The sequence below is a fragment of the Spirosoma flavus genome, from assembly GCF_054778555.1.
Map to the genome: position 1 here is coordinate 41,709 of NZ_BAAGZL010000007.1, position 20,692 is coordinate 62,400.

Here is a 20,692-nt window from a genome sequence, read left to right on the forward strand (position 1 = left end):
TTTTTTGAAGGAGTTTAAAGCGATATCTGCGGGCCAATCGCCAGCGCTTCTTTATCGTGATGGTATTTCTCTACGCACTGATTATCAAGCAACATCGTCGCTCCGTTGGCGGGCGTATACCTCTGCCAGTTGGGTAGACCTTTATGGTTCGGATTGCCGGTCCGGGCGAAACTTACCCATGCCTGACTCACTTTGTCGGCCAGCTCATAAGCCGCTTTGGTGCCGCCGGTCATTTCTTCACAGCGGGCTACGTTGTTGAACGCAAACGGGATTTCGGTGCAGTGCATGGCTTTATAACGCCCGTCCAGTACTGGCGACTGATACGTAAAAAGGTACATGTACACCGGCGCGGACGAGGTTGCTTTTACATCTGCCATTTTGATGGCGCTACGTCGGAACATACCGTCTACATCAAGCAAATCGGAAGGTTTGGTATCGTTTGGATACGCTTTTTTGAGGGCCGCAATGAAGGCATCAGTCTTGTCGCCGTACTGTTTTTGCAGCATACTTTTGGCCTCGTCCATCGTCAGCGCGTTGCTATCTGGCAAACGTAATGAAGCCATAAATTCATTTTTCGTAGACCCAATCAGCAACGGAATTGTGCTGGAAATTGATTGAGCCGTCGGGTCGGTGGGTTGATAGGGCAGTAAGTTTCCGTCGAGCGTTGGTCCCCACATCAGGCCAAAAACCCCCGTTTGTTTACCTTCCGCTTTCACTTGTTCCTGCACTTTCAGTACGGCCTTTTTACCCGCAGCGGCCAGTCTTCCAAACGGTACCTTCTGAATCTCATCAACCTGATCGGCTTTGATGCCTAACTCATCCAGTACGGCAGCGCCTACGCGTTTGGTCAGCGCAGGTTCATGGAAGCTAAGTCCAAGTCCACCGCTTTGAATAATCGCTTTCTGGAAAAGGCCTTTGGCCGACGGTGTATACAGCAACGTATTGACCTTGCCGCCCCCGCCCGACTGGCCGAAAATCGTTACGTTGTTGGGATCGCCACCAAAGTTGGCGATGTTCGTTTTGACCCATTGCAACGCGGCAACCATATCCATAATACTCGTATTGGACGAAGCTTTGTATTTTTCGCCGTAGGCAGACAAGTCAAGAAATCCCAGAATATTTAGCCGGTGATTAATTGACACCAGCACTACGTCGCCTTTCTTGCTGATGTTCTCGCCATCGTACGAAGGCAATTCCTGCGAGGAGCCTGCTACGTGTCCGCCACCATGCAGCCAAACCATAACCGGTCGCTTTTTGGAATCACTGACACCTGACGACCAGATGTTTAATCGCAGGCAATCTTCATTCGGATAACCCCAGTCGTGGTGAAACACAAACTCCGATTCGTCCATCACCGACGTAGTAGGGTCCATCAGCGGGCAAACGGGGCCATAGCTCATCGAACTACGAACACCCGTCCACGAATCGGGTTTGGTGGGTGCCATAAAGCGTTCGGCTTTGGCGTAGGGAATACCTTTGAACGTGTAAATGGTATTGTGAATATAGCCCCGAACTTTTCCAGATTCGGTAGAAACAACGGCTACGTCCTTACCCGTTACGAGCGACGTAGTGGGGGCTTTCTGGTTTTGTCCAATCGACAGGAGTGGGAACGTAACGGTGAATAGCATGAGCAGCCATACGTTCGTCTGAAAAGGAACGATACGTTGTTCAAGAGCTCTTCGTATACTATAGTTGACTTCCATTGATTTAAGGGGCATAATTGATGTATTGTACAAAACGGGGCGCAGCGGCTGTGTTTGGGCTGCTGCCATGAGGTAAAGCGTGATGCCAGATGATAAAATCTCCGGCAGAACCTTCAATTGGTTTCGCACCAAGGGCCATTAGATTCTGGGTGTGAGGATCGGTTTTAGGGTCAATGTTGGCCAGCCAATCTGCTAATTTGTGTTGAAAACCAGGTACTAACGTAAACGCGCCCTGATTGGCCTGTGTGTCTGAAAGATACAACAAGCCTTGCACGCCGAATGGCACAGGCCGATCCAGGCGAACGTCCCAGTGAAGGTTTGGTCCTGGGAATTTCCAGGTAGTGGTTTGAGGTGGGTTAAATCCGACCCGATCGGTACTTACCCATAAATCGGTCCGGCCCCATAACTGCTCATAAGCAACCCGAATGCGGGCTGATTCTCGATTCCTGGTTAAAAGCGGATGCTGAAACAATTGAACCATGATGCCTTGCTTATCCGAACGAGGAGTATACCAGGTCTTGGGATCATACCGATCTATTTTCAGAAAATCGCAGATCAAATCAATGGTTTGTTCGCAATCCTGCTGCGGGATGGCATTTTTAATGCTTACGTAACCGTGAGTTTCCCAGTGTGCCAGATCATCCTCACTAAGCGTAGGTTCGGATTCTGGCAGGTCAGTTTGCGTCCAGTTACCGTCCAGTAGCCGAGCGTTGAATTGAGTAACTTTATCACCCTTGGGCGGCCCACCGGTAACGGTTTGTATCCAGAGCTCAAATTCCGGAAAACTTGGAGACCTTTGAAACAAATATTGAAGAGTGGGCTCAAGGCCAAGGTTGAGAGCGCTCAAGAGGGCGGTGTCCAGATCATGTTCGTCTTCAAAAGAGTCACTTGCCAACTGCCCCTGCCGAACAGCCATTTTTTTCGCCCAATATCGCTTCAGATGAAGAATGCCTAATTGGCCTGTTTCGGTCGATGCCGCCAACTCATCCAAACCTGTGGTCATAGCTGAAAAATTTAGGCTGAATTTTTAGTAGCGATCTGTATGCCGCCAGAAAAGAACGTATTATTTATTGGCTTTACAATCATCGTTTTCCCATTGTCGTGAACAGGAAATCCAGCGCGGGGCCATCGGGCAGGGGAGCGGCCTTCGACTGATCGCCGAAAATCATAATCTGCCGGGAATCGGTTGCGTAGATAGGCCATTGCGGAAGTCCCTTGCCGTTTGGATTACCGGTTTTGGTAAAATTCGCCCAATACGTCGACATCTGTTTCGCCAGTTCATTATCGACAGGCTCCAGTGGGCGCAGACTTTTATCGATAAATTGCAGATTGTCATAGGCATACGGCACCTCGCCCGTATGGAAAGCGCCGTATTTAGCATATTCGCCCGTAGCCGGTATTTTCCGGGCAAATCGATAGACGTACACTTTTTTGCCCTTTTTGCTTTGAATGTTTGCCCAAGTATAATTCTGAGCGCCAAAGATCATATCGCGCGACATGTTACGTTGCGACGTGGCCGCTTCGGCGTCGGTGGTTCCGGGATAGAATTTCAGGAATTCGTCGGCCCGTTCGCCGTATTGTTCCTGAATTTGTTTACGGTAGGCTTCCGCGTTCTTCATCTGCCCGAAATTCATGCCCTCGTCCTCGTTCCAGCCGGTAAGCAACGTAACGTCGTTTTCCTGACCAGCCGCAAAAATATCGGCGATGGATTGAGGCAATACGTAGCCATCAATGACTGGACCGCGTCCCTGACCTTTTTTAAGAATTTCTTCGGCTGGTTTTGCCCGTAACTCTGCCAAAGTCGACACGCCCAACGTCTGCGCCATTTTCTGACCGGCTTCTTCAGCCTGTTGAAGACTCGGATACGGTCTGGCAAAACCGGCGCCACTTTCGGCTATGGCTTTGTTGAACAAGCCTTTAGCCAATGGCGTAGCAACCATGCAGTTCACGCTCATGGAACCCGCCGACTGGCCCGCAATCGTTACGTTGTTGGGATCGCCACCGAAGGCCGCAATATTCTTTTTGACCCATTGCAAACCGGCAACCTGATCCATTAATCCGTAATTACCCGAAGCGTTGTGCCCCGATTCGGCCGTAAGTTCAGGATGGGAGAAGAACCCAAACGGCCCAACCCGATAGTTGATGCTCACAAAAACGACTCCTTTTTGTGCCGTCGCTTCACCGTCGTAGATGGCACAACCGGTTCCTCCGCTGTTGAATCCACCCCCGTAAATCCAGACCAGAACCGGCCGTTTTTCACTAGCCGATTTTGCCCCTGTCCATACGTTCAGATACAGACAATCTTCGCTGATGGGTTCTTTGGGAATCAGGTATTCGGCGCTCCATGGTCCAAACGGAGCTGGATTTCCCTGCATGGGGCTTGCGCCAAACGCATCGCATTTTTTGACACCAGACCAGGACGTAACGGGTTGAGGGGCCTTCCAACGTAGCGGGCCAACCGGTGGAGCGGCAAATGGTATTCCCCGGAAAATCGCTACGTCACCAGCTTTGTTCGACGTACCGGAAATCTGTCCACCTTCAACACGGACTACGTCGAGTTTGACGGGAGCAGGTGTGTAGGCAACAAGAGTCAGCGAAAGCAATAAGGCGGAAATAAGAAAGGGTAATGGCTTTTTCATAGGTATACAGGAGATTCGGCAAGCCCCTTACTCTAAGGGAATACGCATCAAATCTTACTTATAAGGATGCTGTTACTTGGTATGTGTCGGAGCACAAAAGCAAGTAGCATAGGGCAAAAATTGTCTTTAACAGAACGTATCGACATGGATGTTGGCATTACAAACCCGTACGTTTCTGATAGGCCAAGCGTTTCGTTAATACGTACTAATCATTGATCATGGAAAGAAAGAAGGTGAATACGTTTGTGAAAAAACAGGTTGGCTGGCTTGGGGCGCTGGCAGCCGTGGTTGGGCTGGTGGGATACCAGCATGACAAAGACCCTATTAACCGTCGAATCAAACGTTTAGACCCGGCGAAAGCTGCTCAACTGGCGCAGGCCATAGAAGCTACCGTCAAACCCGAAATGGCGTCGGGACTTACCCTGAAATTGTGGGGCGTGGATTCATTAGTAGCTGACCCGATTGCCATCAATATCGGCGACGATGGCAAACTTTATTATACCCGTACCAACCGGCAAAAAAACTCTGAATTCGACATTCGGGGGCATCAGGACTGGGAAATCGAGTCGAATCGGCTGCAAACAATTGAGGATAAACGGGCTTTCCTGCATAAGGTACTTTCACCTGAGAACAGCGCTAAAAACGAGTGGCTGAAAGATATTAATGGTGATGGCTCTCACGACTGGCTCGATATGGCCGTCGAAAAAGAACACGTTTACCGGATTGAAGATACGTCTGGTGATGGCGTTGCCGATTTGTCGCAACTTGTTGTTGAAGATTTCAACGATGAAGTAACCGACGTAGCGGGTGGCGTTATGAAGTATGGCGACGATCTGTTTGTGGCCGTCGGCCCTGATTTGTGGCGGATGCAGGACAAAGACGGCGACGGTATTGCTGAGTCAAAAACGTCTATTTCACATGGTTACGGCATTCACGTTGGCTTTAGTGGACACGGCATGTCGGGCATTGTGATGGGACCCGACGGGAAAGTTTACTGGCAAATCGGGGATATTGGCTTCAATGGAAAAGATAAGGATGGCAAGCAATGGTCGCACCCGAATAGTGGCGTTATTGTTCGTTCCAACCCCGACGGCTCTGATTTTGAAGTATTTGCGCATGGTGTTCGGAACACGCACGAGTTTGTGTTTGATGAGTACGGTAACCTGATCAGCGAAGACAACGACGGCGACCATCCCGGCGAAAAAGAGCGGCTGGTTTACATCGTAAATGGCTCAGACACAGGCTGGCGCAGCAACTGGCAGTACGGAAAATACCGTGACCCGAACAACAATACGTACAAAGTCTGGATGGACGAGCAGATGTATAAACCTCGTTTTGAGGGGCAGGCTGCTTACATCACGCCAACCATTGCCAACTTCGTCAGCGGTCCCGCGGGCATGAAATACAATCCGGGAACGGCACTAAGTCCAGCCTATAAAAACACGTTTTTCCTGGCCGAATTTGTTGGAAATCCAGCTCGTTCGGGTATTCATGCGTTTAAATTAAAATCCAAAGGAGCTGGTTTCGAACTGGGTGAGCAGAAAAAAATTCTGAGCAACGTACTGGCAACCGGCATTGATTTTGGTCCAGATGGGGCGCTTTACGTAGCAGACTGGATTAACGGCTGGGATACGAAAGATTACGGACGTATCTGGAAACTGGACGATCAGGCTGGAGCCAACTGGGCAGACCGGCAACGTACTAAAACGTTGTTGAGCGAGAAATTTACGTCCCGTTCCGAAACCGATTTGGGCGAATTGCTGAAAAATCCTGATATGCGCGTTCGGCAGAAAGCCCAGTTTGAATTGGTGAAACGGGGTGCCAAGGGCGTCGACGTATTGACGGCTTCGACCAAACAAATGGATAACCAACTGGCGCGCGTACACGGTATATGGGGCATCAGCCAGTTGATACGTCAGGATAAGCAATACGGAAAATTACTAATGCCATTATTGACCGACAATGACCCCGAAATTCGGGCGCAGGCTGCAAAATGGTTGGGTGATGTTCGCTATGTTGACGCGGGTTCGGCTTTGATTCCTTTGCTGAAAGATGCCAACAGTCGCACCCGTTTCTTTGCCGCCGAAGCGCTGGGACGTATCGCGTATGAGCCAGCTACACAACCGCTTATTCAACTGCTGGAAGCCAACAACGACGAGGACGTTTACATTCGTCACGCGGCTAGCCTGGCGCTGGCACGTATCGGCAAACCGGCTCCGGTGGTGGCTCTGGCTAGTCATCCGTCGCGGGCGGTACGTATCGCAGCGGTGGTGGCGCTACGTCGCATGAGCGATCCTGGTATTGCATCTTTCCTGGGGGATAAAGATGAATTTATCGTTACCGAAGCGGCTCGTGGTATCAACGACGATTTGTCGATTCCTGCAGCTCTGCCTGCGTTGGGCAACGTATTGAAAACAACCAGCTTTACAAATGAAGCTTTGCTACGTCGGGTCATCAATGCCAATTTGCGGGCCGGTACGTCGGAGGCTATGCAGAATCTGATTGATTATGCGCAGAAAGAAGGGGCTCCGATTGCTATGCGGGCCGAAGCGATGGACGCACTGAGTACCTGGGCGAAACCGTCCGTGCTTGACCGGGTTGATGGACGTTATCGGGGTGTGGTCGAGCGAGATCTAGCAATAGTAAAATCGAAGGCGGGGGCCATGTACACGCAACTGCTGAATCATTCCGAACTGGCCCTACGGCAGGCAGCTACCAAAGCCATTACGCGCTTGAATCTGGGTGACGCTTCCGACGCTCTATTCGCGCGTTTAACCACTGATAAAGAGGCTGAAATGCGCGTCGCTGCGTTACGTTCTCTAGCCGCCATGTCTGACAAACAGGTGAGTAAAGCCATCGAAACGGCGCTGGCTGATAACGAAAAAACGGTACGTGTCGCCGGATTGGATCTGCTCGCTAAATCTGACATGCCAAAAGCCAAAATGGTGTCGCTGCTGTCGGACGTAATCAACACGCGTACTACCGAAGAAAAACAGGCCGCCCTATTGACCTTGGGTAAATTGCCTATTGCAACTACACAAGCCGTTTTTGATGATTTACTCAAGAAACTGTCGGCTGGTACGTTGTCTCCTGAACTTCAGCTAGAGCTGGAGGAATCTATCGAAAGCGCTCACTCGGCTCCGCTGACGGCTCGGTATAAAGCCATTACGTCTAAACTGTCGCCGGATGCGCTGGCGGCTTCATATAAAGGAAGTCTGCTGGGTGGAGTGCCAGATCAGGGTCGCCGAATCTTCTTCCGACACCAGACGGCGCAGTGCATTCGGTGTCATGCCTACGATGATTTGGGTGGCAACGCCGGCCCCCGTCTGAATGGTGTTGCTAGTCGACTTTCGCGCGAGCAATTGCTGGAAGCGTTGATAAATCCAAGTGCGCGGCTGGCGCCGGGTTTTGGGACGGTCGAACTGAAACTGAAAAATGGTAAAATCGTCAATGGCATTCTTCAGGAAGAAACGCCAACCGAAGTCAAGGTGAAAGTGGGCGACCAGCCGGATATGGCTATCCCGAAAACGCAGATTGCGAAGCGAACCACAGCGCCATCGAGTATGCCCGAGATGAAATATCTGCTCACCAAACGCGAAATCCGCGACGTTGTTAGCTTCTTGGCGACGTTGAAAGAAGATAAATAAATTCAGGTACTGACAGGCTCCGGCTGCTGATTGTCGCTATATTGTTAGCCGCTATCGCGTCTCCAACAGCCAGAGCCTGTCGGTGCCTATTAACTGGCCACTAAGCCCAATTCCAGCGAATGCTTTCTGGCGTCGGCGCTGTGGGCGAAATAACAGACAGGCACTCCGGCCGCTTCGACTTCACGAAGAGTTTCTCGAGTTTTAGGCTCGTTTTTGCCGTGGACCTGCCGGATGTATACAGCTACAATACGTTCCGGAAAATGCCTGACAAGAGCAGCGTAAATATTCGGATCTTCCTGAGTATCATCCCCAAGCAGAATAAAACGCTGATCGGGGTAAGCTTCCAGAATACGTACTATCCGGGCAAATTTAGTCATGTGCCTGCCCTGCCCCGTTTTTAAAACCTCTGAAAGTTGCTTTAACGGACTAAGCAGATAAACGCCTTCCGGCAGGCCATTTTTTCTCGAAAATTCAAGGATATAATCGTACAGATTCCACTCGCTGCTTGATACGTAGAAGAACGGATTCGTTGCATCGGTGCCACTTTGGGCTTCTGCCAAAAGCTGATAATGCGCCACAACACCATCGAACGGCTGGCGGCTGTGCGCGTTACGAGTCAAAATAACTTTTAGCCGTTTCATGATATCAGCTGAGTGCGACACCAGAAACGTATCGTCGATGTCGGAAATGCAGCCGAATTGGGTGTGTGGTGGCACTAAAACCTGCCCTTCATTTTCATCCAAAATAGCTTCCGAAGAAGGAGCGATGAGCTGCGCCCGAACAGTATGCCAGCCACACGGCTGCGGTTGCGTTAGCGGAACATCGACCCGAAAATAACCGTCGATATCGGATTGGGCTTCGGCAATCTGGTCGCCTGCCAGAATGCGAACTCTCGCGTGTGGATACGGACGTACCAGAAACAGACGTAGTAACCCAAAGAGATTCAGAAAGATATTGTCGCGATACGTTTTTCGGGGTAAGGCGCTCCGGCGAAATACACTGCCGTGAACCGTCAGGCTGGCATTGGTACCAAAACCCCGGTAAAGTTTCACGACAGGCTGATTGGTTAGCCGGAGCCACGTGAAGAAATGGCGACGTAATCTATCCTTTACGGTTTTATTTTGTTTATAGGCAGAGGGCGATTTACTGGTTTCCATAGTGTATAATCAATACTCGCCTTTATAACTTTTAAAACGCGCAGAAGTTGACCTTTTTATTCGCTATCAATCCCGTTTCGGGAGGAACTACCAAATCTAACTGGGAAGACGCCATTCAAAAACACTTTAAAGAGCTTCCCCACAAAATTCATTTACTTAAACTTGATGGAAAGACCGATGCCGAATCGATACGTACCCACATCGACAAACACAAACCGGATTGCGTGGTGGCCGTTGGGGGCGATGGTACACTCAAGATTGTGGCCGAGCAATTGCTTGATAAGAAAGGTGTTACGTTAGGAGTGCTTCCCGCTGGTTCGGCTAATGGGATGGCAACTGAATTAGAAATTCCGGCTGATGTAGAAGGGAGTCTGGCTATTTTAACCGAAGGGAAACAAAAAAAGGTAGATATAATCAGGATTAACGACAACGATATCTGTCTGCATCTGGGCGATATTGGATTGAACGCTCAACTGGTTAAGTATTACGAACAGAACAATCTTCGTGGGAAGCTGGGATATTTACGTAGCGTACTAAATGTTCTGCGAAAAACACGTCTGTTACGTGTATCCATTAACGTGGGTGATACGTGTGTTTCCCGGGCTGCTTTTATGGTGGTACTGGCTAACGCTCGAATGTACGGCACTGGTGCAGTCATTAACCCCGATGGCGATTTATCGGACGGTCAGTTTGAAGTGGTTATTTTTCGACGCCTGTCATTTGGCGAAATCCTGAAGCTTTTCTGGCGATTCAAGCCCTTCAATCCAAAACAGATTGAAATTCTTCCTGCTACGTCGGTTAACATTGAAATGCACCATAAAGCTTATTTTCAGGTCGATGGTGAATATTGCGGACGTATTACTTCACTCAAAGCCAGCGTTGAACCAGGCGCACTGACGATGCTGGTGCCGTAGGGAGTTGTAAGGTTGTAAAGTTGTAGGGTTATAAGGTTGTAGAGTTTTTGCGAATGCGTCAGCCAACTCTATAACCATATAACCCTACAACTTTATAACTCTATAATCCCCGCTATACACATTAAACCGTTGGTCGCGAAGGAAGCCGAGGAGGGTGATGCCCGCTTCTTTGGCCATTTGTACGGCGAGGCTGGAAGGTGCACCGACAGCGGCCAGCAGTGGGATACCTGCCATCCAGCTTTTCTGAACTAGCTCAACGCCAATACGTCCGCTTAAAAAGACGCCACATTGCGAGAGAGGGAGCTCGTTTTGCCAGAAAGCTGCTCCAATTAGTTTATCTAAAGCATTATGCCGACCGATATCCTCGCGAACAAGTACTACGTTGCCAGTGGTATTAAACAGAGCGGCTGCGTGGATGCCACCGGTATAAGCGAAGGTACTTTGCTGGATACGGACGCGCTCGGGTAGGGCATAAAGTATTTCGTGTGCAATAGCAAAATCGGACGTAACAGGCCCCGTCGTTAACGACGTAACGGCTTCAATAGTGGCTTTCCCACATAGGCCACAACTGGATGACGTGAACGTATTACGTGTTAGTCGCGACCAATCTATATCAACATCGGGATGAAGTTCAACACGTATTACGTTGCCTGCTTTTTGGGCGTCCTGCACGCAATGACGGCACGAAATAATGTCGGTGGGGCTATAAATAATACCTTCTGTGAAGAGGAAACCCAGCGCCAGTTCTTCGTCGTTACGTCCTGTTTCTTCGCCCGGTGTCCGCATCGTTACGGATACGGAACGTTGCTGTCGGTTGTCGTTCGGGCCAAAGCCCAGCCGAATTTCCAGGGGTTCTTCAATAGCCAGCAAATCAGGCGTTTCGATCAGGCTTTCATGAGTAATTTTTTGAATGGTAACGGGCGCAACGAACGACATGAAGTAAGTTGAAGAGTTGTATATATATAAAGTTATAAGGTAGTAGAGTTGTTCGACCAGCGAACCAAACTTTACTACCTTATAACTTTATAACCTCACGCTTAGAAACTCAACGTAGCGGATGCTTTGAGAGCGAATTTGTCCGTTGGGATGCCATTCATGTTGTTGTTGAGATAATTGAGCCGGTGGATAGCCTGAATCCGGATCAGCTTGAAAATGTTGTCGATGCCATAGCCGACTTCCATGTAAGGGCGGGCGGGATCGAGCGAGCCGAACCGAATGGAACGGGCTCCATTGGGCAGAGGTTTCGTCGTTTCCAATGCTTTATTCTCATCGGACTGGCTGCCCCATAGGGCATCGAAGTTAGCAATCAGGCGCCAGTTCAGTTTACGGATGCCCGGTAAGCGGTTGAATAATAAACCCTCAAAGCGATGCTGCAAGTGTAAAGCCACGAACCGGTCGCTTACGAATTCATAATACTGCATCCGGTTGAACGTATTGGTTGTGAGCAGTGGAGTAGGGTTACCAATATGCGGAAACAGGAGCGGAGCCGGTAGTGGTGAGGGAATATAACCTGCGGAAAGCAGGTAATTCATTCGACCCAATACACCGATACGTAGTGATTGCTGGGCACGCAGCGTGAGCCGATCATAGTTAAACTGCCCACCCAGCGATTTTGCACCACGGGTATAACGTATCGTCAGGATAGGAGCGCGTTTGGTACCTAACGTAATACGCTCATTTCCATCCATAATATATTTTTCTTTCCGCGACAACCGTGCTTCAATAGACCAGTACGCGTCGAAGATATCGGAACGTAACGGCGATGCGTCGCCCATATCAGGCTGGTCGCGGTAGTGGAAGGGAAACTGCGGATCAAAGGCGCGGCTTCCCAACGTAGCGGTCAGCAGAATACCCCGAATCGGTTCGGTTTTGAAGAAAGCCTCCTTCTGGAAATTATCGTAGGTTCCCCGGTAGCGTCCAAATCGGCTTAGGGCATAAAAAATTCGGTTGCCGCCAATTAATTCAGGCGTCAGTCCGAGTCGTTCCAAATCGCGATTGATCGTTACGCCGGCAACCGTCCAGTGCTGTCGGGAAAATAAATAATTGATCTCGGCTCCGTATTTGAATTTATCATCGAGCGTACCATAGGCCACATAGCCTCGGAATATCCAGTGAGGGCTGAACGTTTCATTCGTTCGGAAACCAATGCGAGTGCGTAGCCCCTCAATACTATTCACCGCAAACAGATAGGGGTAGGGGCCAAGGTCGATGGGTCCCATTTTGTAGAATCCTGTTATCAGTACCTGACCTACTCCTTCGGCCATTCTCACGGCAGGAACGGCCCGAAGCTTGCCAATGATTTCGCGCGTCTTTAAATCTTCTTTGTTCAAAGAATCGGCCCCGGCCAGATTTTTCTGGATACTACTCCAGTAAGCATCGTTAGCCGTAGAAGCGGTGTCGCTCGGTTCGATGGGCTGTTCGTAAAACAAAATCGGTTTGGGGCGATTCACAATAACATTGCTGTTACGTAGCGTTACTTTGGCTCGTAAACCCAGTGACTGCTTCCCGACGCCCGTTAAATCGGCCGTTAGATGAATACTAACGGGCAACCAGCCTGTAGTAACTGACTTGTTAGAAGTTGAGTCGTACGTTGGTTCAAGCTCCTGCTCAATGGTCAGGCTTTTGACGTAGTTGAGGTTAGCGCCACTACCAATTTTGGTTTCGATCATGCAAAGCGCAAACGTAGTGGTATCGATCCAGGCCTTACCCGTGAAAACCAAATCTTCGGGTCGTTTTGGATCAAACTGAATTTCGTAACAGACATTATCACCGATTTGGGTAGTGTCGGCCAGATAAAATTCGTACCAGTTTTTCCAGTTATCGCCGATGGGTGAAGCAAAATCTTTTCCCAGAATAGGAATGTAGTTATCGTAGAAATTCTGGTTAACCAGATTAGTACCGCCCAGCAACTGCGAACTCAATCCGGCATCATCGACGGCTACGCCCCGAATTCTCGTCTTGCGGATGTCTTCCCGTTTACGCGACGGACTATCACGATAATAATACCGGGACACTGATTCGGAAGCCAGCAAAGGCAGAACCCGATGGCCTTCATCATCAATGATTGAATCATGCTTACTCATCGCCTGATTAATCTTTTTAATCAGCGGATTTTTACGCATCCTGTCCGTTACGTGGCTTAACGCTACGTCGGTTTTAACGTAGCTGTCGTATTCATAAGCTGACAGGCGAGTACGGTCGTTGATAGACCGGTTTTTACGTAGTTGACGTAGCACACGCCAGGCTGGGTTTTCGCCGGCGCGAACAGTAACTTCCTGCAGGGCAGTTCCAGCTGATGTCAGTTTGAAGTCGACAGCCTGCGAAGTACGTTCCTTGTCAATAAACTTGCGAAGGGTTTTGTAACCCATTGAGCTCACCGCCAGAGAGTCGGAAAGTAGTTTTACGGTAAGCGTGTAACGACCACGTTCGTCGGTTAACGCACCGTTTTTGCGCCCGACCAACGCTACGCTGGCAAATGGAATCGGATCACCTGTGCCAGCGTCAGTAACCAGACCCGTAACGGTGTACGTAGTCTGCCCCTGACTAAAACTGTTGATGCTAAATGAAGTGAAAAAAAGTAAAGTTACGAGTACGGAGTAGAAAAGTTTCATTTTAGGTATTTCCAGACAGCGAATATAGTGAAAATACTTAGTCTATAAGATTAAAAACATCTTAAAGTGAGATAAATAAAGCCCTTACTTTCAATTATTTGAAGTAAATCGCGAAACTTTTTTTAACCGACCAGCCAGATTCGATCGGCATCAGCTCCCTGCTCGGTCCATTCGACCAGAACACGTTGCGATTCTAACGTATTAACACGCTTACCGGTGTAGTCAGGTTTAATTGGAAGGTCGCGGTTATATCGTCGGTCAATAAGCACCAGCAACTCCACTTTTCCGGGTCGGCCAAAAGCAGTCATGGCGTCGAGAGCGGCCCGAACCATACGACCCGTTGCCAATACGTCGTCAATTAAAATAACGCGTTTATTTTCAATGATAAACGGTACGTGGGTAGCATTTGGACGTAGCGGAGAATCGCGTCGGCGAAAATCGTCGCGGTAGAACGTAGCATCCAGATAACCCAGTGGTACCGAATGGCCCAGCGTGCGGTTCAGCTCACGGGCGACCCTTTCAGCAAAATAAATACCGCGCGGCTGCATGCCCAGTAGCACTGTTTCAGCAAAATTCTGGTGAGTTTCGATCAATTGTTGTGCCAAACGGCTGATTACAATTTCAAGTAACGGACTGGATAGAATTAGGCGCTGCTGGTTCATACTATATAAATAAAGGTCTGTAAATATAATAGACACCTGAAAACTACCATTCCATAAATCATACAAATGCAGTATTGTGAAGGCTTTACTGTATGTGTAGTTTTGGTTGTGGAATCAGGTATCTTAGGAGCGATGAAGATCAGGTGTACGTTCGGGATTATCGGCCTGCTGGTCTGTATGTATTCAGGAAGTAACGCGCAGAACGTAGCTGGGTACTGGTTAGGCGTTGTTTATCCTTCCGACCCTACCAAGGAGATTTATAATTATTCAATGAATCTTACCCAAACGGGTACTACTATAGGCGGAACGGCCCAAACTGCCGACCCTGATTTACCCTTCGGCGGGGTCGCTTATGTGACAGGTCAGGTGGCGGGTTCTACTCTTACGTTTGGCGAAACTGATAAAAACGGCAAAACCGATGCCCAAAAAGACATTTGCTACTTTCGCGGTCAGGTGACCTACAACGCCACCGACGAAAGTCTGACTGGTACGTATGAATACATTACGAATCAGACTACGTGCCCAAAAGCGGGTGGTGGTAAGGTTGAGTTGTATCGGATTGTGCTCAAATCGGGTTCTAAATTCTGTAAAGGAGTACCGATAAACTTAACTGTGACGGGAAAGGATATTCGCTGGTATTCGTCGGATGCGAAAACTGGTTTACTAGGTAGGGGTAATACGTTCAGTCCCATAATTACGAAAACTACTACGTTCTATATAACCCAAACGTTATATAAAAACGAAAGCCCTGCCATACCAATTACCGTTGAAATAGTTGAGCCATCTTTCACGGCCAGATCAAACAATTCGGGATGCGAAAAAGCGAGTGGCTCTATTGAAGTAACTGCAACCGGCGCTACTGGCTGGCAATATAAACTCAATACGGGTACGTTCCAGGATGCGCCCTTGTTTGCAGGGCTGGCACCAGGTTCTTATACTGTTGTAGCGAAAGACGCGGCAGGGTGCCAGGCGTCGCAATCGGTAACCATCACAACTGATGCCGCCCCCACTATTACCAACCTAACCAGTACACCCCCACGCTGCACTACTGCGAATGGCGAGGTACGTGTTCAGGCGTCGGGCGGTAAATCCCCCCTTACGTATTCCATCGATTATGGAAGAACATTTCAGAATACGCCTGTATTTACCAAATTGTCAGGAGGCAGTTATACCGTTCGGGTGCGCGATGCCAATGGGTGCGAAGTGAATAGAGCGTTTAGCATTCCTGGCTGGCAACCCATGACGGTGCTTGGGGCATATACCATTCCGACTTCCTGTGGAAAGCCAAATGGAGAAGCTTCCATAACGATTGCGGGCGGTAACAAACCCATCCGCTACAGTGTCGATAATCAGACGTATCAGTCTAGTGATCAATTTACGGGGCTTACCGGCGGAACGTATACGCTGGTGGCGCGCGATAGTGCAGGTTGCACAATTAGTCAGTCAGTGAGCGTAGCTGCGAGCAAAGGCCCGCAACTTGTTACAATTGAAACGACAAAGGAGGGGTGCGGCCTGAAAAACGGATCAATGACTATTACCCCTAACCCTAACGCAAGTGCTGTTGAATACGCTATTGATGGACTGACCTTTCAGCGGGCGGAGTCGTTTTCGGCCTTAGCGGGCGGTACGTATACACTAACCATACGCGACCCGGACAAATGCGTGCTTACTCAAACCGTGATTATTCCGGTAGATTGCGCCAATTTGATTCATTTACCGACCGCCTTTTCGCCCAACGCCGATCAACAGAATGATGGACTTACGGTACGATTCGGTTTCCCGTCGCTGAACGTAGCGGCCTTTACAGTATATGACCGATGGGGGAGCATACTGTACAATCGGGCTAATTTTTCGCTCTCCAGTGGCGAATCGCTCTGGGACGGGCAGCTTAACGGCGAAGCCGCTCCTGAAGGTCTCTACGTTTACCGGATTGATTGCCGGTTTCCCGATGGTAGCCAGTCAACGTACCGGCAGGCTGTTACGTTGCTACGTAAGTAATAGTTGTAAAGTAGCAGGGCGCTGGAATTGTAAAGTTTGCTGGATGAGGAACCAACTTTACAACTCCATAACTTTACAACTCTATAACTCCGAACGTATTAATGAAATTTTTGATTGTCGGGCTGGGCAATATCGGCCCTGAATATGCATTAACCCGCCACAACGCTGGCTTTATGGTGCTGGATCGGCTGGCGGCTCAGCATGGATTTGATTTCTCGATGACCCGGCTGGCGTATACCGCGAAATGGCAATACAAGGGTAAGCAACTGTTTTTCGTAAAACCCACTACCTACATGAATCTGAGTGGTCGGGCGTTGCACTATTACCTGAAGCAGGAAAATATTCCTGTTGAAAATGTGCTAGTGGTGACGGACGATAAAGATTTGCCGTTTGGTAAACTTCGCTTAAAACCAAAAGGGTCACCGGGGGGGCATAACGGATTACGGAATATTGATGAGGTTTTGGGAACACAAGAATACGCCCGGTTGCGAGTCGGTATTGGGAGTAATTTCTCAAAAGGTCGGCAGGTTGATTTCGTGCTGGGACAGTTTCCAGAGGATGAGTTGATCCAATTGCCCGACTATTTGGATCGGGCAGGAAGCGCCGTGCTCACTTTTTGTACTTTGGGAATACAGGCGGCCATGAACAATTACAACCAATGATATAACTTTTTAAAGAACTTTTGAATTATTTTAAGCCATATTTTTTGTATACTAACAGGCATATGAGTAAAATAATATTTTGTTTTGCGTAGAAAGCTTTTGTTTTGAGCTGATTTTGAGCCTTAAAGCAGCACTATATTCGGAATAATATTCTGAAACGGAGGCTATAGACATTTTGCAGTTTATGAATTTCTATAGACATTTGTGCGTTCAATAATAAGAACAAAATAGAACAAAACAATGAAAACGCGTGTTATCTTTGCATCGTTGATACTCGGATTAGGATTGACGATTTCTCAGGCAGACGCGGCTACCACCACCAACACTGATGATAGCCCGGCAGCCAACAAGCCGGCAAGTGCCCTGCTTGTTAATGGTTCACAAAAGCAGTTGACTGCCTATGTTGAACAAAACATTGCCAAGTTTGCGCTCACTACCAACTGGCAAAACTTTATGAGCGTAGTCTCGTTGTATAACCAACATCCGGCTAGCCTGCTGAACTTCAGCGCTGCCGACCGGACCAAGTTCAACGAAGCTGTAACTCAGGTAACGAATAAACTGGCAAACCAGAAAGATGCTGCTGCCAGTCGCTGGATGAATCAGGTGAATCACACCGCCCGGATGATTAATTACATCTGGAATGTGGATAGTTCGATGAACGAAACGCTTGATATTCAGTAATTTAAAATAAATACCGTTTTACTCCGGTATTTGGAACAGAAACGAGTAAAAGTTAGTTTTTCATGTAGAAAAGGTTAAGGGTTTAGGAATAGTCAGTATAAGGTTCCCCGCATCGGGGAACCTTATCTTTTTTTAGGACAGATAGCTGTAGAGTTCTTACCGACCCGTAGTTTCAAAACGCAAACCGTGGTTGAAATTAAAAAGAGCGTATCCTTTCCCTTCCTGAAAACCTGGCACATCCGATTTATTGTCAACTACTGCCTGTTGAGAAACCGGAATGGTAAATGGTAACTTTCCCGTCGGATTATAAGCGCCACTTACTACGTCCAGCAAGGCTTCGGGAGTTGTTCCGAACGTAGCAAGCATTGTTTTGGCCGCAGCCTGATCCAGTTCATCCAAAACCCACGGATTTGAAAAATTGATTGCCAGAATAGTGGGTTTACTTTTGATTAATTCGTTGACGTGTACTACGTCAATTTTATTTTTAGACAGGTTCAGCTCAACAGGTTTTGCCGCCGATCCAAATAAACCGCCTGTACTGGGAATTAGCCATAGCAAAATAACATCCGCTTCCTCTTTGGTTGACACAAAATTAAACGGACCAGCCGATTGCGCCGGTTTGTGAAGCGTAATCGGACTAGCGCCCCGACCATTATCGTAATAGGTTTCAAAATATACTTTGGTTTTAGGACGTAGCGGAAGTTGTTTAGCTGCATTACGTAGAAGTACAATCGACTTTCGATGAGCTAAGTCCGCTTTCTGCTGAAACTGAGCATTTCCAACCAATTGTTGTGCCTTTTGAACATCTACATATGGATTTTCGAATAAACCTAAGGCAAATTTCTCTTCAATAGACGCTCTATTGACTCATTGATACGAGCTTCGTTTACCAACCCCTGTTTTACCGTTTCGAGCAAAATGGTAGGATCAGCGGTCCCGGAAAAAAGGTCTACTCCTGCCGATAGCGCTTTCTGGTAACGTTGGTGCAGCGTGAGGTTTTCAACGCCCCACGGCATCATTTCAATCGGCCCCGTATCGGAGTTAATGATGCCTTTGAAGCCAAGTTTTTTTCGTAGCAAATCCTGGATAATAGCTTTATTGTATGAAAAGCCGACTTCTTCAAACTCTTTTCCTTTCGGGCTGGAATAGTAAGGCATAATGGCAGACGTACCGGCTTCGATAGCAGCTTTGAACGGCTTCAAATGGTACTCAAACATTCCGCCAGGGTAATGAGCCCATTTACCCCAATCGAAATGAGAGTCCAGGCCGTTCTCCTGCGGTCCGCCACCCGGAAAATGCTTGGTGGTCATGGCTACCGACGTACCGCTCAACTGTTTACCCTGGAACCCCAGAATAATTTCACGTACCATGCTGGATGCTACGTCGGCATCTTCGCCAAATGTACCTTCAATACGTTGCCAGCGCGGTTCGGTTGCCAGGTCGGCCATGTACATATATGCCTTTCGCAGGCCTACTGCGTTCCACTCCTGACGGGCAATGTCGGCAAACTCATGTACGAGCTTATAGTCGCGCATGGCCGCCAGACCTAACTCGCCAGGCCATTTAGAAAAGGTTGTTGTGCCTACACTTAGCCCAACCGCAGCATCAAGAGTTACATGGTTTCGTGGGTTTGAGGCTACAATGGCTGGTATGCCCAGGCGCGATTTTTCGCAAAGTTCCTGAAGATTGTTAGCCCATTCGGCAATGACGCGTGCCGGTGGATTGGCCCGCAAAATGAAGTGACGTAAGTGATACTGATTTACGCCTTTTGTGGTGCCAGCCGCCGACATGATCGGAACCATGAGCGGTTTTCGGGTGAAAATATTGTTAGCCTGAACCAAGTCTTCTTCGTTAAATCCGCTCGTAATTTCGATTCTTGGCGCATTGGGCTGGAAGGCCTGGTCGCCCTCCATTCGGGTGGTGCTGATGAGCATGAATCCCACTTTTTCGTCAAGCGTCATTTGCGAAAGCAAATCCTGTACACGCGTCTCGGTGGGCAAACGCCAATCCTCGTAACGATCTAATTTGCCATTTTTGTTGAGATCTTTAAACGTTAATCCATTTTGGGTTAATGTTTTTACCGAGCGGACGCCCAAATCGGGCTGTTTCTGAGCCAGCGCTGAACTCGTTGCTACGATCCAACACAAGAAAAAAACATGTATTTTGATTGACACACGCATTGACGTATTCCGTTTTTTTAGGTAAGTACGATTTATCAGATCAGGTATATTGAGCCTAACGCTCTGGTCGATTTAGAAGAAAGTAACCTTCACGTTTATCATACTGGATAAAAAACCGTGTCCGCACGTAGCACCGGGCTAAGCCTAAAATAAAAAATCCGACCATCAACATGGTCGGATTTTTTACATCTATTAGTGTACTCAATATTACTTGGCCGAAACCTGACCACGTAGTGCCCGTGGAATTTCGATGCTGGCAACTGGGTTAGATGCCTGCTCCAGCATTTCGATGTTTTGAACCGGAATCTGACCAACCCGAACTGACTTGCCTAAGTCAAGGGATGATACGTCGACATCAATAAAGTCAGGAATATTGTCGATAGAACCTTTCACGCGCAATTTACGAACGCGCGTTACCAGTTTACCACCCTTTTGTACGCCCGGAGCCGAGCCTACCAGCCGAACCGGAACTGCTATTTTAACCTGCTTTTTGTCGTTAACCAACAGGAAATCGGCGTGGAGCAGCACGTCGCTAACTGGGTGAAACTGAGCTTCCTGAAGAATAGCCCGGTACTCAGCGCCTTCAATGTTCAAGGCTACTTCGTATATATTTGGCGAATAAATTAATTCGCGGAAAAGAATGGCAGGAGCATAGAAGTGAACTTGCTCATCACCACCATACAACACACACGGAACATTACCCTCGGCCCGAATCGCCTGTGATTCCGCGCGGCCGAGATTCGCTCTTTCATACCCTACAATCTCGATTTTTTTCATTTGTGTAAAAATTTAAACGTGAAAGAATGAATGAGCGAAGGAGTGATAAACGTAATAAAAA

At 48.5% G+C, this 20,692-nt stretch carries 13 protein-coding genes and 1 pseudogene; 5 read left to right on the forward strand and 9 right to left on the reverse strand.

Translation table 11 applies throughout. From position 1 onward, the window contains the following. Positions 1 to 14: 14 nt before the first annotated feature. The 3 genes from ACYVF1_RS27210 to ACYVF1_RS27220 all read right to left on the reverse strand — a co-directional run bounded on the left by ACYVF1_RS27210 (position 15) and on the right by ACYVF1_RS27220 (position 4,342). Positions 15 to 1,718, reverse strand: coding sequence for a carboxylesterase/lipase family protein (locus tag ACYVF1_RS27210; RefSeq protein ID WP_461084924.1), 1,704 nt, complete (start codon positions 1,716 to 1,718; stop codon positions 15 to 17). Further along, entirely contained in the window at positions 1,708 to 2,706 is a 999-nt protein-coding gene (locus ACYVF1_RS27215) for a phytanoyl-CoA dioxygenase family protein (RefSeq protein ID WP_461084926.1), read from the reverse strand. Before ACYVF1_RS27215 ends, ACYVF1_RS27210 begins: the two co-directional genes overlap by 11 nt. A 79-nt stretch (positions 2,707 to 2,785) precedes the next feature. Beyond that, entirely contained in the window at positions 2,786 to 4,342 is a 1,557-nt protein-coding gene (locus tag ACYVF1_RS27220; RefSeq protein ID WP_461084928.1) for a carboxylesterase/lipase family protein, read from the reverse strand. Between the two features lie 218 nt (positions 4,343 to 4,560). Between ACYVF1_RS27220 and ACYVF1_RS27225 the strand changes: the two genes are divergently transcribed. Beyond that, on the forward strand, positions 4,561 to 7,989 hold the full coding sequence (locus tag ACYVF1_RS27225; protein WP_461084930.1) for a HEAT repeat domain-containing protein: 3,429 nt from the start codon (positions 4,561 to 4,563) through the stop codon (positions 7,987 to 7,989). 89 nt (positions 7,990 to 8,078) lie between these two features. On the opposite strand, the gene ACYVF1_RS27230 is transcribed toward ACYVF1_RS27225, so the two are convergent. Continuing rightward, positions 8,079 to 9,146, reverse strand: coding sequence for an App1 family protein (locus tag ACYVF1_RS27230; protein WP_461084932.1), 1,068 nt, complete (start codon positions 9,144 to 9,146; stop codon positions 8,079 to 8,081). 47 nt (positions 9,147 to 9,193) lie between these two features. On the opposite strand from ACYVF1_RS27230, the gene ACYVF1_RS27235 reads away from it, so the two are divergent. Continuing rightward, the gene (locus tag ACYVF1_RS27235; protein WP_461084934.1) at positions 9,194 to 10,060 is read left to right on the forward strand and encodes a diacylglycerol/lipid kinase family protein; all 867 of its coding nucleotides are present in this window, start codon (positions 9,194 to 9,196) and stop codon (positions 10,058 to 10,060) included. An 84-nt stretch (positions 10,061 to 10,144) separates the two neighbouring features. Here ACYVF1_RS27235 and fdhD read toward each other — a convergent pair whose 3' ends face one another. The 3 genes from fdhD to pyrR all read right to left on the reverse strand — a co-directional run bounded on the left by fdhD (position 10,145) and on the right by pyrR (position 14,333). Beyond that, positions 10,145 to 10,996 (reverse strand): formate dehydrogenase accessory sulfurtransferase FdhD, encoded by an 852-nt coding sequence (fdhD, locus tag ACYVF1_RS27240; RefSeq protein ID WP_461084936.1) that lies wholly within the window; start codon positions 10,994 to 10,996, stop codon positions 10,145 to 10,147. Positions 10,997 to 11,097: 101 nt separating this feature from the next. Next, complete coding sequence (locus tag ACYVF1_RS27245; protein ID WP_461084938.1) at positions 11,098 to 13,671, reverse strand: DUF5686 and carboxypeptidase-like regulatory domain-containing protein; 2,574 nt, start codon at positions 13,669 to 13,671, stop codon at positions 11,098 to 11,100. 122 nt (positions 13,672 to 13,793) lie between these two features. Beyond that, entirely contained in the window at positions 13,794 to 14,333 is a 540-nt protein-coding gene (gene pyrR / locus ACYVF1_RS27250) for a bifunctional pyr operon transcriptional regulator/uracil phosphoribosyltransferase PyrR (protein ID WP_461084940.1), read from the reverse strand. Positions 14,334 to 14,465: 132 nt separating this feature from the next. On the opposite strand from pyrR, the gene ACYVF1_RS27255 reads away from it, so the two are divergent. The 3 genes from ACYVF1_RS27255 (at position 14,466) to ACYVF1_RS27265 (ending at position 17,674) form a co-directional block, all read left to right on the forward strand. Next, positions 14,466 to 16,331, forward strand: coding sequence for a T9SS type B sorting domain-containing protein (locus ACYVF1_RS27255; RefSeq protein WP_461084942.1), 1,866 nt, complete (start codon positions 14,466 to 14,468; stop codon positions 16,329 to 16,331). A 101-nt stretch (positions 16,332 to 16,432) separates the two neighbouring features. Next, positions 16,433 to 16,993 carry an aminoacyl-tRNA hydrolase gene (gene pth / locus ACYVF1_RS27260; RefSeq protein ID WP_461084944.1) on the forward strand — a complete coding sequence of 187 codons (561 nt, stop codon included), beginning with the start codon at positions 16,433 to 16,435 and terminating at the stop codon, positions 16,991 to 16,993. A gap of 240 nt (positions 16,994 to 17,233) precedes the next feature. After that, on the forward strand, positions 17,234 to 17,674 hold the full coding sequence (locus tag ACYVF1_RS27265; protein WP_461084946.1) for a hypothetical protein: 441 nt from the start codon (positions 17,234 to 17,236) through the stop codon (positions 17,672 to 17,674). A gap of 156 nt (positions 17,675 to 17,830) precedes the next feature. On the opposite strand, the pseudogene ACYVF1_RS27270 reads toward ACYVF1_RS27265, so the two are convergent. Further along, positions 17,831 to 19,854, reverse strand: a pseudogene (locus ACYVF1_RS27270) (glycoside hydrolase family 3 protein). A 207-nt stretch (positions 19,855 to 20,061) separates the two neighbouring features. After that, positions 20,062 to 20,631 (reverse strand): 50S ribosomal protein L25/general stress protein Ctc, encoded by a 570-nt coding sequence (locus ACYVF1_RS27275; protein ID WP_461084948.1) that lies wholly within the window; start codon positions 20,629 to 20,631, stop codon positions 20,062 to 20,064. Positions 20,632 to 20,692 lie beyond the last annotated feature (61 nt).

Excerpts from the sequence above, each read along its gene's own strand:
- ACYVF1_RS27210 (WP_461084924.1), bottom strand. The coding sequence starts at position 1,718 with ATGCCCCTTAAATCAATGGAAGTCAACTATAGTATACGAAGAGCTCTT.
- ACYVF1_RS27215 (WP_461084926.1), bottom strand. The coding sequence starts at position 2,706 with ATGACCACAGGTTTGGATGAGTTGGCGGCATCGACCGAAACAGGCCAA.
- ACYVF1_RS27220 (WP_461084928.1), bottom strand. The coding sequence starts at position 4,342 with ATGAAAAAGCCATTACCCTTTCTTATTTCCGCCTTATTGCTTTCGCTG.
- ACYVF1_RS27225 (WP_461084930.1), top strand. The coding sequence starts at position 4,561 with ATGGAAAGAAAGAAGGTGAATACGTTTGTGAAAAAACAGGTTGGCTGG.
- ACYVF1_RS27230 (WP_461084932.1), bottom strand. The coding sequence starts at position 9,146 with ATGGAAACCAGTAAATCGCCCTCTGCCTATAAACAAAATAAAACCGTA.
- fdhD (WP_461084936.1), bottom strand. The coding sequence starts at position 10,996 with ATGTCGTTCGTTGCGCCCGTTACCATTCAAAAAATTACTCATGAAAGC.
- ACYVF1_RS27245 (WP_461084938.1), bottom strand. The coding sequence starts at position 13,671 with ATGAAACTTTTCTACTCCGTACTCGTAACTTTACTTTTTTTCACTTCA.
- pyrR (WP_461084940.1), bottom strand. The coding sequence starts at position 14,333 with ATGAACCAGCAGCGCCTAATTCTATCCAGTCCGTTACTTGAAATTGTA.
- ACYVF1_RS27255 (WP_461084942.1), top strand. The coding sequence starts at position 14,466 with ATGAAGATCAGGTGTACGTTCGGGATTATCGGCCTGCTGGTCTGTATG.
- pth (WP_461084944.1), top strand. The coding sequence starts at position 16,433 with ATGAAATTTTTGATTGTCGGGCTGGGCAATATCGGCCCTGAATATGCA.
- ACYVF1_RS27265 (WP_461084946.1), top strand. The coding sequence starts at position 17,234 with ATGAAAACGCGTGTTATCTTTGCATCGTTGATACTCGGATTAGGATTG.
- ACYVF1_RS27275 (WP_461084948.1), bottom strand. The coding sequence starts at position 20,631 with ATGAAAAAAATCGAGATTGTAGGGTATGAAAGAGCGAATCTCGGCCGC.